This window comes from Catellatospora sp. TT07R-123, assembly GCF_018327705.1.
Lineage (GTDB): Bacteria > Actinomycetota > Actinomycetes > Mycobacteriales > Micromonosporaceae > Catellatospora.
Window position 1 is genome coordinate 2,651,594 of sequence record NZ_BNEM01000002.1, and the last position, 14,708, is coordinate 2,666,301.

A 14,708-nucleotide genomic window follows, 5' to 3' on the forward strand; every position below is an offset into this window, starting at 1 on the left:
TAGTGCATCAGACGCTATATGGTCAACTCGGCCAGGCAACCTCCCAAGCTGGGAGTTCAGCCACATGCTAAGCGTCTTAGGCTCGTGTCGTGTCCTAGCCTCGAACCTACATGACACTGGCTCGACGGGTCCAGCGGATGCCTTTGGCTTCATCCTTCGAGGTGATCGGCCAGCTGCCTTCCCCCGGTTTAGCTCTAGCCCGGCAGGCGCGGGGAGGCTTGCGACCTGCCCTGCGACGCCCCTGCCCCGCCGCCTCGAAGCACTCTGGGATGTGGCCGCGGCCAGCGTGACAGACCAGCCGGCTCACTGGCGCCGCAGCGTCGACCACGACCAGGATGTCAAGGTCACAGGGCTGCCAGCGGCCGACCGCGATCAGCTGCTCAGTCACACCGCGCAGCTGTCCGGTGGTAACGACGGCGGCGTCCTCGCCGGGTGCAGGATTCATCGCGCCCGGCGGACGATCTCTAGAGCGCGGATGACCGTCATCTCAGCAGGCGCGCTCAGCCCCTGCAGTTCTGCGTCGGCCAACTCGCGTAGCTGGGCACGTGCCCATTGCCGGAGCTGGTCATCGTTCAGTTCCGCCGGTGCCGTGACGACGCCGACCAGGATGTGAGCCGCTACCCGGGTGTGAACTCCGGCCCGAATCCAGGCAACTACCTCGGGACTCTCCGCGCCGACCCGCACCGCGAGCGGCAGAAGGGTGAGACTTCTGACAGCATCGCCGGGCAGATTCCATATCACGTCGGGTTCGTGTTCTCGACCGGTGGAGACGATCGCGGCGAGACTGCCCGCGACGAGGGAGAGCCCGAATCGGAAGCCGTCTGCTACAACGGAGACAACACGCGGTAGAGGGTCGCGGCGGCCGCGGTTTGCGTTCGAGTTGACCGCCGTGCTGTGGACGTTCTCCGCCACGGAGATGAGCGGCTGCCCGCGCATCCATGCGTGCAGCGCTTGCCGGTAAGCGTCCCAGCCTGCAGCGCGGTCGCTTGCACGGTCCCGGTATATCGCCGCGAGCCTGCTGGAATCGCCGTATGGCTTGGGTGGAAGGACGCGGGCGAGCGCGTCTAGGGGTAGGGCGCCGAGTAGGTCGATGAGCAGGTCTGCCCAGGCGCTGATACTGGCTGGCGCTGCTCCGTTTTCGAGGCGGTGTCGTAGGCCCCGGTAGAGCCGGACTGTCTCTGGCAGCGCGATGCCGGACTGGTGTGCGGCGTGCGCAACCCAGGATGGCACTGCTTGCTGGGCCATGTATGCCTGTCCGACGCTATTGATCACGCCCGCGATGCCCTCGGCGAAGGCCCGGACTTCGCTGCGGTGGACGGCCCAGGTCTTGGCCACGACCTCCTGGGCGCTTTGGGGGTCGTCGGCGAAGGACAGGAAACTGAAGGCGGTCTGCTCGGCGTGGGTCATCGTGTCGAGGCTGAGGTTGCCGTCCATGATGTCGCGGACCAGGCCGTCGAGGGAGCTGGCGATGTCGGTCGAGGCGTCTTCGTCGCGCAGGAATTCGGCGCTGTTGATCGCTCTGGCAGCGTCAGCGGCAGAGCTAAGCCCTATCGCGTTGTTTGGGACGACGATCGCGAGCGAGCGGGGGGCGACGTGCGCTCGTCCAGCTCGTCCGATGGCGTTGAGCAGTTGGGCGCGTGCTCTGTTTCTGGCTTCCTGGCCACCAGCGTTGGCGTCGAATCCGATCTTGGTGCCGCCGATGATCACTGCGGTTGCCGGCAGGTTGAGGCCTTGGGCCATGGTGCCGGTGGCGAACATGGCTCGGGCGGTTTCTTGTTCGAAGGCGAGTTCGCTGGCGCGTTGTTCCTCGCGCAGCAGCGCGCTGGTGTGTACCGCTACGCCTTTGTGTAGCAGGGGGCGCAGTGCAGACGGGACGCCGAGTTCAAGATCGGCTAGGTGCAGGTGTGCTTCGACCTCGTCGGTGGTCGCCGTGACTGCTTGCCTGAATCCTGCGATCTTGGTTGCGGCCAGGAAACTGTCGTGCCGGTTGGCCGGTAGGAAGGCGAGGACGTTGTCTCCGTGTTCGCCCAGGCGTTGCGCGATGGCGGCAGTGACATTGGTGCAGTAGCCGGAGTCGTTGACGCTGTCGTCGCGTTCGACCTGCAGTTCGATCTCGATGTCGGTGGAGGTCAACAGGTAGTCCTCGGGCCTGCTGCTCACCCATGGTCCCTGAAGTCCCGAAAGCAGTGCGAGCGGCGTTTTGAACCGTTCGCGAACTCGGTGCGGGCCCATGGCGGCGAGGCGGGCCGCCGCTGCTTGCCATCGGCTCTCGCCGCGCTGGCGGTCGATCCCGACGACGGAACGCACGGTGCGTGTCGGGCGCCAGGGAGCGTCGATCACCACCGTGGGTGTGTCGGTGGCGTCTTGGAGCCAGTTCGCAAGGTCTTGAGGATTGGCTATGAGGGCTGACATCAGTAGCAGCCGTGCCTTGGGGGCGCGGTGCATGATCTCGGCCAGTACGAGTTCAGCGATAGCGCCGCGACCGTTGCGCTCACCGAGTAGGTGTGCTTCGTCGAGCACGCATAGCTTGAGCTGGGCGAAAGCCGCGGGGTTCTGCCGTAGTGCGAGCGAGCACTTCTCTGGCGTCATGACCAGGACGTTGCGGTCGCCGATATCGATCATGGATTCGCCGGCGAGTTCGGTGTACTCGGCCCCTCCGATGAACTCCTGCACCCGGTCGCGGCCAAACACCTCGGCGGTGTGCCTGCGGATCTGGCCGACCAGTGCGTTTGTGGGCGCCAGGTAGAGAACCCATCCGGTAGACAGGGCGTGGCTGATCGCGAGTTCTGCCACGGACGATTTGCCTGACCCAGTGGGTACAGCCACGACGGCGTGGGCGGATGGGCCGGGTAGCGCTGCCTGAGCGTAGAGCTGGGCGGCGGGCCAGAGCAGTGGTCGGCTGGATGCTCGTGTTCTCTGGTATCCGACGAACCCGCCGTCATCGTCGGGTGGGGGTGGGACAGTTCGAAGCGATCGGCCCTGCGAGCTGTCGCACGCTGCCGCCAGTAGCAGCAGCAGGCGGTGCAGGTCTGGGTGCGCCGCTGGCTCGGGTGAGTCTTGTTGCCGGTCCTCTAGCAGTTCGGCGAGTCTACGCAGTTCAAGTCCCGCATGCGGGTCGTCCGGGCGCCCGAAGGTGAGCCAACGGACATGATCACCGACGAGTACGCCGAGTCGGCGCCACAGTTCATGGCGGACCGCTTGCCGTAGTGATGGCAAGCGGTCAGATGCGGGGGGCGGTGGGGTTGGCATGTCGGTGATCGGGGTGAGCCTCACCAGGTGAAGAATCTGAGCGAGGGCCCATTCGGCAATCGCGTCGTCAGGGCCGTCAGTCGGCTGGGCTTCGAGGGCAGCTGCAGCGAGGTTGGCGTTGGCGTCGTATCCAGCGATCAGGTAGAGCAGCGACGCTTCGACGTGCTCCATCCGAACCAGGGAGCCGAATAGGGAGTACGGCTCGTTGAGTTCGGACGGGTCCGAGGTCTCGTCAGCGATCATCAGCGCCTCGGCGGCGACGAAGGCGCAGGCTTGAGTCGTGGCAGGCTCGCCGTCCAGGGGCAGGATTGCGTGCACTTCAAGCGCTGTCGCCAGGCGGCGCAGGACCGCCGGCCGGACCTGCTCGTCGCCGCCGTCGACGCCGAACCGACCGTCGGTCGATTCAAGCCAGGCCCGGGTGAGCAGCCGTCTGATCTCTGCCGGTTCCAGGCCGGAAATGGCAGGCAGAGCTTGCAGGAGCTGTTCTATCCCCCGGTTGAACATCAGATCACGACCTCGTCCACGGCGGCGCGCATCGCATCGGCGACCCGGTCGAAGAACGCGTGGAAGTCGTCGAGCTGCACGACGATGATCCGGCGCCGTTCGAGCGGTTGGCGAAGCGATGCCAGAATCGGGCGGCTGGTGGCGAAGTTGTAGGCCGTCTCGTGGACGATCATCGGCAGGTAGGCGGCGTTGGTCTTCCAGAGTTCCTGGCTGACCTGGGGCTTCAGGTCGTCCGAAAGTACGTAGCGGAACGACATCACCGCGTCGCGCAGGTCCTGTTCGTAGACGCCGTTCTCAAGTTTGACGAATAGTCCGATCGCCTCGCCGAGGTTTCCCGAGGCGTACTTCTGTGTCGACTTGCTCTCACCGATGGCGATGCCGAGTACGCCGGCCTTCACGTACGTGCTGACCGAGTCCAGGCCCTGCCGGGTGGCGGTCGGATGAACCCGCTTGAGCGTTACGACCTGTCCGTCCGTGCACGAAGTCTCCTGCCGAGCGCTAAGCGCCAGCAACGCATGCCCTACTCCTTCGCCGATCCAGGCGTTGCGTTTGGTATCACGAAACCGTATCTCCCCGTCCGTGGTGAAGACGTTGGTCGTTCCAACCAGTGCCGTGACGGTCGACTGGATCTCAGCATGACCGTCAGGGCCGTATGCGAGCAGTTGGGAAGACAACTTTGCGTCCAGCTCCACGGCCCCGGCGAGTGCTCCGACGAGGTAGCGGCCAAGGGCGACCGGTACCTCCGGCTTACTCAGGCCATTGATCGCTACAACGGTATGCGTGTCGGCGGCCTTGCCTTTGTTGAAATCGATCGCCTTTTCGAGGTCGTCGAGTGCGTCGGCCAGCAGTGCGATCGGATCACGGCCGCCCATTTCCCCTCCACACTCGCGTAAGCCGGCGCGATACCTGGATACCGACGATTGGCTAGTCACCACTTGGCGTGCCGAATACGCTAGCGGTTGTCGACGATCATCCGTCACCCCACCCGCGAACAGAGCGGATCAACCTACTTTGGCACCTCTCCGCGGAAGGTGGGGCCGCCGCCCGCCCACCGGCAGGCCGTGGAGAGTAGCAGCTGGGAACACCCCCGGACCAGGTGACGCAACGAGCGAGCCAGGCAGGCGATAGCGGGCACGCCGGGCGAGGCCGCGTCGGTGCCCGCACTGCGGACGCCGGCCCGCCGCCTCCTGAGACTCTGCTTTCCCATGCCGACGGCGCGACCGGACGCCGACGCGGTCGCGGCTGCCCAGCAGATTCACTCAGACGGTTGAGCAGGTCGGGCAGTTTAGGTACGACACAGCGGCGCTCCCCCGGTGCTCCAGTGAGAGCTGCTCGGTCGGGTCCGACACGACGGGCGGGTAGGCTGCTGTGCGCCCGCTCGATGTGCTGCGGCCGATCGCAGCGAGAAGGGCATCCGCTGAGGCGGACTACCTCTACCCGCCGCGGCATGAGCACAAAGCGAAGCCAGCTCAGTAGCCGGTGTTGATCTGTGTCACTGGATGCGCCGGCATCTTGCCTGTTGTGACGAGTTCTTCGTCGCTGAGTTCGCCGGCGATTCGGGCCTAGTTCATGGCGCTCACCTCGAACCGCGCGAATCCGTTCGGTGCCCTCGAATCGCAGCTCCGGCAGTGTGAGCCGGCACACCTGACCGCCGCCATACCTGGCGGCGCTCAAGTCCATCGATGGTCACAATGGCGTCACGCACACCAGCGCGTCGCCAAAACCTACCTGGCCCTGAGAGCGAGTCGTGGCCCCATCTGGGAGCGGAGCTGGGCTCCACCCGTGGTTTCGAAGATGTGGTTTTGGCCCCAGGTGCTGATTACCAGCTGCGCCATTCGTCGGTGACCTCGTGTCGGGTGAGGCGTCGGGTCTGTGCGACAGCGTCGAGGTCGACGCGGGTCCGCACCGTGGCCACCATCGTCGGCGCGGTCGGCGGCGCCCGTCATCCCGAACACAGCCGTGCCGTGCCGTCCTGGCCGGACGTGACCCGGCGGCTGCGCGTGCAGGCGGCCGACGCGGCGCTGGCCCGCCTGGCGGCGGGCCGGCTGCCGACGACGGCCCGGTTCCGGCCGGGCCCGCCCTGACGGCGGGCCCGCCGCCGGTCAGCCCCAGTTCTGGCCCGCGGGCTGGCGGGTGGTGGCGTTGATGCGGTTGAAGAAGTTGGTCGTCGCGATCCACAGCACCAGCGCCGCGAGCTCGGGTTCGCTGAAGTGCTTGGCCGCGGCCTCCCAGATGTGGTCGGGTACCGGGTCCGGCCGGTCGGCCAGCCGGGTGGCCGCCTCGGCGAGTTCCAGCGCGGCCCGCTCGGCCTCGGTGAAGTAGTCGGTCTCGCGCCAGGCCGCGACGGCGAACAGCCGCTCGTCGGTCTCGCCGGACTTGCGCATGGACCGGGCCCCGGAGTCGACGCAGGCGCTGCAGCCGTTGATCTGGCTGGCCCGCAGGTGGACCAGTTCCAGCGTCGACTTGGCCAGGCCGGCCGAGTGCGCGGCCTTGTAGAGCAGGTTGATCCCCTTCACGGCGTCGGGGAGCAGAGCCGCGGGGTTGTTCATGCGTGCCTGCACGGCATCCTCCATTAGGATCTTGAGGTTCGCCGGGCCTGTCACATCGGCCCGATCTCGTTCGTCATCGGTATGACGGGCCGCTTCCGAGTGATGTGACAGATGTGGCCTGCATCACATTTTATGGTGATTCGGGGAGGTAAGAGAGATATGCGGGATCAGGACGGGTTGGCCGGACGCTTCGAGCAGGACCGGGGACGGCTGCGCGCGGTGGCGCTGCGCATGCTCGGGTCGTCGGCCGAGGCCGACGACGCCGTGCAGGAGGCCTGGCTGCGACTGAGCCGGTCCGACGTCGCCGAGGTCGACAACCTCAGCGGCTGGCTGACCACCGTCGTCGGCCGGATCTGCCTGGACATGCTGCGTTCGCGCAGCACCCGGCGCGAGGACTTCCTCGACGACCAGACCGACGACGACCTCGCACCCGCCGCCACGGTCGCGGGGACCGATCCCGAACAGCAGACGCTGCTGGCCGACTCGGTGGGGCTGGCCCTGATGGTCGTGCTGGACACCCTTTCCCCCGCCGAACGGCTGGCGTTCGTGCTGCACGACATGTTCGCGGTGCCGTTCGACGAGGTGGCCCCCGTCATCGGCAAGTCACCCGACGCCGCCCGGCAACTGGCCAGCCGCGCCCGCCGCCGGGTGCGGGGCCAGGCACCTGACAACGCCGTCGAGGACCAGGCCCGCCGCCGCGAGGTCGTCGAGGCGTTCCTGTCGGCCGCCCGCGAGGGCCGCTTCGAGGCGCTGCTGACCGTGCTCGACCCGGACGTGGTGATGCGTTCCGACGCCGCCGCGGTACGGCTGGGCTCGGCCGCCGAGATCCACGGCGCGTCGACGCTCGCCGACTACTGGAACGGCAAGGCCGCCGACGCCCGCGTCGCGCTGCTCGACGGCATCGTCGGGGCCGTATGGGCCCCCCGCGGCAAGGTGCGTGTCGCGCTCTCCTTCACCGTGACCGACGGCCGGATCACCGGCATCCGCCTCACCGCCGACCCGGAGAGGCTCACCGAGCTGGACGTCGCGATCCTCAACTGAGCCACGCCCGCCTCAGCGCGCGTCGCTGAGGCGGGCGATCTCCGTGAGCAGGTAGCGCTGTTCCGGGGTGCTTGCCATGCCTGCGGCGGCCGCTTTGAACTGGGCCACCGCGCCCGCGCGGCCGCCGGCCAGCTCCAGCAGGTGCCCGCGTACGGCGGCCAGCCGGTAGTGGCCGGGCCGGCTCTGCGAGCGAGTCATGGCCTCATCTGGGAGCTGGGCTGGGCTCCACCCGCCACCACACAAGCGGTATCACCGAATGACACCAACCCGGGGCCAGAACTCACCCACGATCATGAAGCTGAAGATCGCCAAACGGGCCCTAAACCGACTCCCAGGCGGGGCCAGCTCTCACCCCCGAGGCCACCTACCACTACCAGCGAAGACTCTGCTTTAGCCCACTGCCATGGAGTCCTAAGAGATCCCTTAGTCGCGACTCATCGCCATAGCAACGTGTCCATGCGCGAAGTGCCACGGGATCCGCTCCTGCTCGAGCAGCAGGCCTCGGTCTCGTTCGGCCGCGTAGGCGGTCAGGTGGAGATACAGCTCGCGCTCGCCGGGTGTGAGCCGATCGGGGTTCCGCCTGTCAGGTGCCGTGCCGTCGACCGCCAGGTGCCGGAACCGGTCGAGGGTTTCGCAATCCATGAGGATGCTGGTGGCGTCGACGCCGTGGCCACGCAGGTCGTTGAGAAACACCAGTCCAGGCCCGTCGATGTCGCCCCAATACAAGACCTTGCGCGCGGCCTTCACCCAGTGGATCTTGCCGTAGTTGGCGACGCTGAAGCCTTGCCCGTGCAGGATGACGGTGCCTGGCATGTCGTCCGTGAACGCGTAGGCCGACTCCTTGTTCTCGATGATGAGCACGACGTCTGGTTGCTTGAGCCAACGGTTGAGGTCGTCAACGGCTGTGGCCAGATGCCGCATCCCGCCGAGGTTCTCGCGCAGCGCCGGGTCGCATACCACGACCTGGATAAGCTCTGGTGGCGTGCGCAGGCCGAGCCGTTGATGCAGGCGCCTGGTCGCTGCCGGGGCGGCCGATTCTGGGTCGGTCTGCCCGCCGCCGTGTCCCAGCAGGTTGACGACCAGCTGGGTGTGTCTTGCCAGCCATTTGGTGTCGATGCCCTCGATCGGCAGCTGTCTTAGCAGCATCCCCGACGCGGGGTTGGCCTTCAGCCAGGTGACGGCATTGACGAGTCGCGCGAAGTCCGTTTCGGGAAGTTCGGTGATGCGGCGGATGATGCCGGTGAAGTCAGCGTCAGGAAAGGCCCGCTGGAGTTGGACCAGTCGCCGTCCGCAGCGCCGCCAGGTCTGGGCCGTGTCGAAGTCGGCTGCGGCGACGTCGTGCGGCTGGCCGAAGACCAGAGTCTGAGGGAGGGCGTGAACGCCCGTGGGGAAGCGGGCGTTAGCGTAGATGATCTCTCCCGGACCCGTGTAGTCCGCCCAGCGCTGGGCCCACTCGTGGCAGGCGACGGGGTCTTCGGACCTGGCCCGCGTGTCCGGCGGCTGCAGCGAGAGCCGCATCGGCCAGGTGCCCAGGCCGCGTGCCCAGTCGGGGTAGACGGCGGCGAACCGCTGCCTGACCAGGGCGGTGATCTCGTCGGGGTCACGCACCGGCGTCACCGTCGAACTCCTGCCCACGGCGGGCGGCGAGCTCACCGAAGGTGGCCGAGGCGGCGTTGGAGTGGGCGCCGTCTGCCGCCATGCGCTTTTCGACGAGGATCGCCTGGCCGATGAACGGTTCGACGATGCCGGACATGCGGATGGGTGCTGCGATCAGCATCTGGAATCCGAACTCGTCGAAGACCGACAACGCCTGTGCGGAGAAGGTCTCGTCGGACTTGCTGAACGCTTCGTCGAGCATCAGCGGGGCAAAGCGCGGCCGGCCGTCGGAGTCACGGTCGGCGAGGTTGTAGCTCAGCGCGGCGGCCAGGCAGAACGCGACGAGTTTTTCCTGCTCCCCGCCGGAGTTGGCGGCCGTGTTGCGGTAGGTGTGCACGGTCGCCCCGTCGGGGTCCTTCTCGCTGCCATAGAAGGTGTAGCTGTTGCGGACGTCGAGCACATCGGTGCGCCATCGCCGTGCTTCAGTAGTGTCGGAGGTGAACAGGGCCATCAGGTCACGGACGCGGCGAAACTGCGCCACGGCTTTGCCGCTGTCGCTGCGGACACCGGGAGCCAGGCTCAGCAGCTCGTCGACCCGTGCCCGGAACGCCTTGACCTCCGCGGGCGGGTTGAACGTGCATGCGATCTGCAGATGGGTGCCGGAGTTGAACTCCACCCGTCCCAGCCCGATGTTGACCATGTCGACACGTTCCTGGATCTCCTGCGTGGCTTTCTCGATCGCCCGCTGCAGCATCCCGATCGACGGGACCATGTCCTCGCTGATCATCTGCTGGAAACGCGTCATCGCCTCCGGCAGCTTGCGGGCGGCGATCTCGTCATGCAACGCGGCGAAGTCGGCTCCGCACTTTTCGACGTCGCCGCTGGTGTCCGGTGCAGCATCCCGCCATTTCTCGATGAACCCGTCGACGGCCCGTTTCATGAGCATGACGGCGTTCTGCCTGGTCGTGTCAGCCGCACCGGTTCTGCGTTCCAGTTCACGACGAAACGTGGTGCGGATCTGAGCCATGTTGTCCGGTGAACGCGTCAGCACAAGTTCGGCCAGGACCTCGTCGAGGTAGCGGCGGTCGTCTTCGTCGTGGATCTCGTGAGGTCTGCGCTGCTCCTGTTCGTGCTCGTCGACCAGGCTCGTCTGCCGATGTGACTCGCCTTCGATGCGTTTGGTGAGCAGCTCGCATGCACCGACGAGCTTCCGCCAGACGCTCTTGGCGTCGTCGCGTCTTTCTTCCAGGCGCTGCAGGTCCACGTCCCCGGACCGGATCTCGGCCAGCCGGCCTTCGAGCTGTTCGGCGTCGCCGGCTGCTTTCCAGTGATCGAGCTTTGACCATATGGTGTGTTTGGTGGCGGCACCGGCTGCTTGCTGCGCGGCAGACAGCGCATGGTCACGTCGGCTCAGCGTATCTGCCGCGTCGTTGGCTTGCTTGCTGTCACCGACGAGCGCGGAGACCTCTGCTTCCAGGGCTGCCCGTTTCGCCGCGGTGTTCGCGCCGAGGATGTACGACGATGGATTGGTCAGCTCCGGCCGATCGTCCTTGCGGTAGTGGTTGCCGGGCAGCTTCAACGTTCCTCGCACGGTGACCCCGATGCGGTGCTGGTCGAGCTCACGAGCGGTGTCGACGCACACATGGTCGAATCGGGCCGTGATCTGCGCGGCCAGCCACAACCCGGACGGGTGATCGGTGTTCACGGTGAGCTTGGCGGCAAGGGTCTCCGGCCGCGGCCGCGGCCGGTGCGCCGAGGTGGCGGTGACGACGCTGTACTCGACGATCCCCCGCATGTCATGCGTGTCGATGAACTCCTTGATCGGCCGCTCGTGGCGTTCTGGCACCAGCAGCCGAAGGCCGAAACTGCGCAGCACCTTCTCGGCCGCCGGCCGCCAGCGCTCCTGGCCCTCGGCGACGTCGATGAGTTCCGCCGCGAACGGCAGGTCCGCCGCTGGCACGCCTACAGCCTGGGCGATAGCGTCACGGCGCTGCGCCTCCCGAGCCGGGATCAGGCTCCTGGCCACGCGAAGCGCCTGCAACTCGGCGGTTTTGCCCTGCAGATCCTTCTCCAGCTGCCCGGCTTCTGCGAACGCCGCCCTCAGCGTGGGCGCCAGCTGCTCGCGTTCGGCACGCGCTGACTCCGCCAACTGCGGCAGCTGCGATCGCAGAGCCAGGAACTCCGCTTCGGTCACCGGCGCCGAACGCCCCAGCAGAGCAAGCTGCCCGCCGTAGGCGGCGTAGGCGTCGCGGCGTGCTTGAACTTCGATGTTGGCGGCGTCGAGCTGCACCTGCAGCGTCCGTAGGACCTCGCCCTGCTCGCTCCACTGCTGCTCTAGCGACCAGAAGCTGTCATAGGCCGCTTGCTGATCTTTGGTCCTGGCCTGCAGGTCCTCGTCGAGCCCTTGGAGGGCGGTGTCGATCTGGTCGATCTCCTCGGCCAGCAGCCGCAGGTGCAAACCGCGCAGGTACACCTCAGCAGGGCCGCCCTTCAAACTGTCGGCTCTGGTCCGCTCGGTGGTGGCCTGCTGATAACGCTGCCATTGGCTCGGGACGTCTCGTAGCTCCTTCTCCTGCTGGTAGGCCCGGTGGGCGATCTCGAAGGCGTCGTTGAGCGGTTTGAACGTATTGACCATCCGCTGGGCGGCCGCGAAGGTCTCCGGCCGGTCGAGCATGTTGTCCCGGATGAAGTAGTTCAGGTCGCCGACGTTCTTCATCGCCTTGGCCTTGCCCAGCAGCGACAGCGCCGACTTGGAACCGCCAAGGCCGATCATCGCCGCAAGATCACGGATGTACGCTTCCTGGCTCGAAGGATAGGACACCGGGTAGGCGGCTTTCAGCCACCGGGTGTCGAATCCGCGTTCGGCCCACCCTTCCAGATCGGTCAGGGTGAACTGCCCTTGGGCGATCATGTACAGCGGTTTGAGATTCGCGCTGTCGTTGTCCACACCCGTGAACCACTTGACCGTCACGGCAGTCACGACGCTGCCAGCCGCGTCGTCGTAGGTCGCGCCGATCGCTGACCATGTCGGCTTGCCGCCGCGCAGATAGCGGACCTGCGACTGCTCGTGCTCGTCGTTGGTCTCCGACCAGGCGCCACGGACATAGTCGGCGACGCTGCGGGTCGCTTGCTTGGATCCTCGGGCCGTCAGATCCGCCGAGGCATTGAACCGCTGGTCGTGGGCTGGCAGCAGCACCGTGGAGTGCGCATCCATCAGCGACGACTTTCCCGACCCTGACGGGCCGGTGAACAGCACCCCTTGACGGTTGATCGGGAAGTCCTTGTATCCGCTGAACGTGCCCCAGTTGACGATCTGCAGCCTCACCAAGCGGAACTGGCGCAGCTGGGTGACATCGCTCGTGTCAGTCATCAGCGGGCTCCTGCTCTGCATCCGAGCCGCGGACCTGCCCGCCAGCGATGGCCTGGTACTTGTCGGTCAGCGCGTCCACCTGCTCCGCAGTGAGGATCGAGGTGATCACCGGGTAGATGATGTAGCGGTCGGCGCCTCTGACAGGTTTGATGATCGCCGCATCGTCCAGAGCCGTGATCGCCGTCCGGACCTTTTTGAGGAACCCGGCCTCGTCGGTGTCGCCTGAGGGCTTGTAGGCCATCATGTGATCGATCATGTCGGCGGTCTCCACGACCGGCTCATCCGGTGACATCACGTACTGCTGGTACAGGTACAGCGCCAACGCGCTGGCTGCAAGACTGAGCGTCTTGCTGCGCAGAATGGCGCGGCTGTGCGGGCTGGGGTCGAAAGCCTGCCGGGTGAAGGCGTAGCGGTGCTCCCGGTTCACCTCCAGGATCAGGTTCAGCTCAGACAGTCGGCTGCGCAGCACATCCTCGTACTGCTGCACCACCGCCCAGTGTTTACGCGACTTCTCCGTCACGTGCGGCGCCGCGACCAGTTCCTGCAGCGTCCAGCACACCTCAGCGGGCAGCTCGCTGGCGTCGCCGTCGAAACGCGGCTGGCGCACACCACTGTCGACCAGCACACCGACGCTGGCCGCCAAACCCTCCGCGAACATCGCCTCGGCGTCGAGCACCGCCGGCTCCCGCCGGCCGTCGTCGTCGAACAGGTCTTCTCCGAAGACCTGTTCGAACAGTGGCCGCTCTTCTTCAGCCATCAGCTTCCCCACCGCCCCTGCCCGCTCGCCTTGAAGCCACCACCTGCGCCACCGGATCCGCAATCGGCTCGCCGAACACCAGATAGGGAACCGTGATCCGCCGCTGGCCTCGGCTGGAGTTCACCCACACACTCGCCTGGTCTGCGGTGTCGACGTCGCCGTGCTTGGTCGCCAACCACCACAGCCCGATCACGTCGCCGGTACGCGGGGCGTCGACGTGCTTGAGCACCTCCGCCAACGTGGCGTAACCGCCATGTGATTGCAACGCCGCGCCGACCGCCGCCCGCAGCCCAGACCAGTCGATCGACTCCCGGCCCGCCAGAGCCGTCGCGTCGATGACGAACTCGTCGCTGGAGTCCGCCACCGGATCCGGCAAGACCGCCGTCCCCGAGTGGAGTTTCAACCTGCCCACCGAGGCGGCATCGACGCCGCTCATCGGCACGACGAAGCCGATGTCGCGGCCGCCGTGGCTTCGCTCGAACGCATCAGCGGCCGCTGCCTGGGCTTCACCGACCCGGGTACGCATACTGCGGTAATGCAGCGCGTCACCACCGCGCACGAAGTTGCTGATACGCCGAAACGCCACCGCCCGCACACCCTCGACCTCCTGCACCCGAGACCACATCGCGTCGATGAAATCCCGCAGAAGGTCGACGACATGCCGCGGAAGACTCGGCACCCGCATGATCACCTCAGCGGTGTCCGACTCGAGCTGCGACCGCAGCGACGGTGTGGCGATCACCGTGGCGAACGCACGAAACGCCTGACCCTCCGGCGACTCCGCGATGACGTCATGTCCGTCGAACATCCGCTGCAACACGTCGGCGAACTCCGCCGGATCCTCAGACAGCGTCTGGCGCAACAGAGCTGCCGTGTTGGCGTGCATCTGCTCACCGTATCGAGCTATGTCCGTAGGGATCTTCTCCACCAACTGCGCCAACACCACCACCCTGTCGACCAGGTCGCGATGATTGACCTCAGGCAGGTCACCACGGTCGAGGGCTTCGACCTGCGCCTCCAGCACAGCGATCTGCTGCTTGAGCGACTCCCGGCGGGTACGTGGATCGGGGTTGGCATCGGTGGCCACCTGTCGCATCTCCGACATCACCAGCGTCAGAGCGGACTCGGTCGCCACCGAGGAGTGCCGTTGCAGACCCCGCATGTGCCGGACTGCCTGACTCGAACCAGCCGTCAGCTGATACCGCTCCATCCGGGAGACCGGATCGACACCCCGGTACAGCCAGCCCCGCTTCGTCCAGTTCGTCAACACCTCGTGCGCGTCCGGCACCGTGACGGACACCGGGTTGTCGGCATCGGCGAGCAGCAGTCCGGGAAGCTCAGCATCCAATGCCTCAGTGAGGCTCTGCCCGTCGACGATCTGCCCATCGCCCAGATGCGCAGCCATGAACGCCAGATACGGGACCGCATACGGCGACCGGAGCAGGGACATGGTCACATCGGCAGTCGCGTTACCACGGAACTCATGCAGCAGCGCCTCGGCCTTACTCGGCATTGACCACCCCCACCCAAGGCCAGCCATGCTATATCCGGTGTACGACAAGCAGCGACCGTCAGCCACATTCTGATCCCAGAACGTCACCATGCGATCGGAGGTGGGCGCTCATGGTGATCGGCTCAGCCG

10 protein-coding genes are annotated in these 14,708 nt (G+C 66.5%); 2 read left to right on the forward strand and 8 right to left on the reverse strand.

The window, feature by feature from the left end:
- Positions 1-441 precede the first annotated feature (441 nt).
- Together Cs7R123_RS31595 and Cs7R123_RS31600 are read right to left on the reverse strand one after the other, a co-directional pair.
- A complete protein-coding gene (locus Cs7R123_RS31595; protein ID WP_212831942.1) occupies positions 442-3,753 on the reverse strand; it encodes a DEAD/DEAH box helicase in 3,312 nt (1,103 codons plus the stop codon).
- Positions 3,753-4,625, reverse strand: coding sequence for a hypothetical protein (locus Cs7R123_RS31600; protein ID WP_212831945.1), 873 nt, complete (start codon positions 4,623-4,625; stop codon positions 3,753-3,755). Before Cs7R123_RS31600 ends, Cs7R123_RS31595 begins: the two co-directional genes overlap by 1 nt.
- Positions 4,626-5,660: 1,035 nt before the next feature.
- Between Cs7R123_RS31600 and Cs7R123_RS31605 the strand changes: the two genes are divergently transcribed.
- A complete protein-coding gene (locus Cs7R123_RS31605) occupies positions 5,661-5,837 on the forward strand; it encodes a hypothetical protein (protein ID WP_212831947.1) in 177 nt (58 codons plus the stop codon).
- Between the two features lie 18 nt (positions 5,838-5,855).
- Here the strand turns inward: Cs7R123_RS31605 and Cs7R123_RS31610 are convergent, their stop codons facing one another.
- A complete protein-coding gene (locus tag Cs7R123_RS31610) occupies positions 5,856-6,314 on the reverse strand; it encodes a carboxymuconolactone decarboxylase family protein (RefSeq protein ID WP_374707046.1) in 459 nt (152 codons plus the stop codon).
- Positions 6,315-6,461: 147 nt separating this feature from the next.
- Between Cs7R123_RS31610 and Cs7R123_RS31615 the strand changes: the two genes are divergently transcribed.
- The gene (locus Cs7R123_RS31615; RefSeq protein ID WP_212831949.1) at positions 6,462-7,343 is read left to right on the forward strand and encodes a sigma-70 family RNA polymerase sigma factor; all 882 of its coding nucleotides are present in this window, start codon (positions 6,462-6,464) and stop codon (positions 7,341-7,343) included.
- Between the two features lie 12 nt (positions 7,344-7,355).
- Here the strand turns inward: Cs7R123_RS31615 and Cs7R123_RS31620 are convergent, their stop codons facing one another.
- From Cs7R123_RS31620 to Cs7R123_RS31640, 5 genes are all read right to left on the reverse strand, one after another.
- Entirely contained in the window at positions 7,356-7,541 is a 186-nt protein-coding gene (locus Cs7R123_RS31620; protein ID WP_212831951.1) for a hypothetical protein, read from the reverse strand.
- Positions 7,542-7,766: 225 nt separating this feature from the next.
- Complete coding sequence (locus tag Cs7R123_RS31625; RefSeq protein WP_212831953.1) at positions 7,767-8,951, reverse strand: Wadjet anti-phage system protein JetD domain-containing protein; 1,185 nt, start codon at positions 8,949-8,951, stop codon at positions 7,767-7,769.
- The gene (locus Cs7R123_RS31630) at positions 8,944-12,309 is read right to left on the reverse strand and encodes an ATP-binding protein (protein ID WP_212831955.1); all 3,366 of its coding nucleotides are present in this window, start codon (positions 12,307-12,309) and stop codon (positions 8,944-8,946) included. The genes Cs7R123_RS31625 and Cs7R123_RS31630 overlap by 8 nt, the downstream gene beginning before the upstream one ends.
- The gene (locus Cs7R123_RS31635) at positions 12,302-13,066 is read right to left on the reverse strand and encodes a DUF4194 domain-containing protein (RefSeq protein WP_212831957.1); all 765 of its coding nucleotides are present in this window, start codon (positions 13,064-13,066) and stop codon (positions 12,302-12,304) included. Before Cs7R123_RS31635 ends, Cs7R123_RS31630 begins: the two co-directional genes overlap by 8 nt.
- Entirely contained in the window at positions 13,059-14,579 is a 1,521-nt protein-coding gene (locus Cs7R123_RS31640) for a DUF3375 family protein (RefSeq protein ID WP_212831959.1), read from the reverse strand. The genes Cs7R123_RS31635 and Cs7R123_RS31640 overlap by 8 nt, the downstream gene beginning before the upstream one ends.
- Positions 14,580-14,708 lie beyond the last annotated feature (129 nt).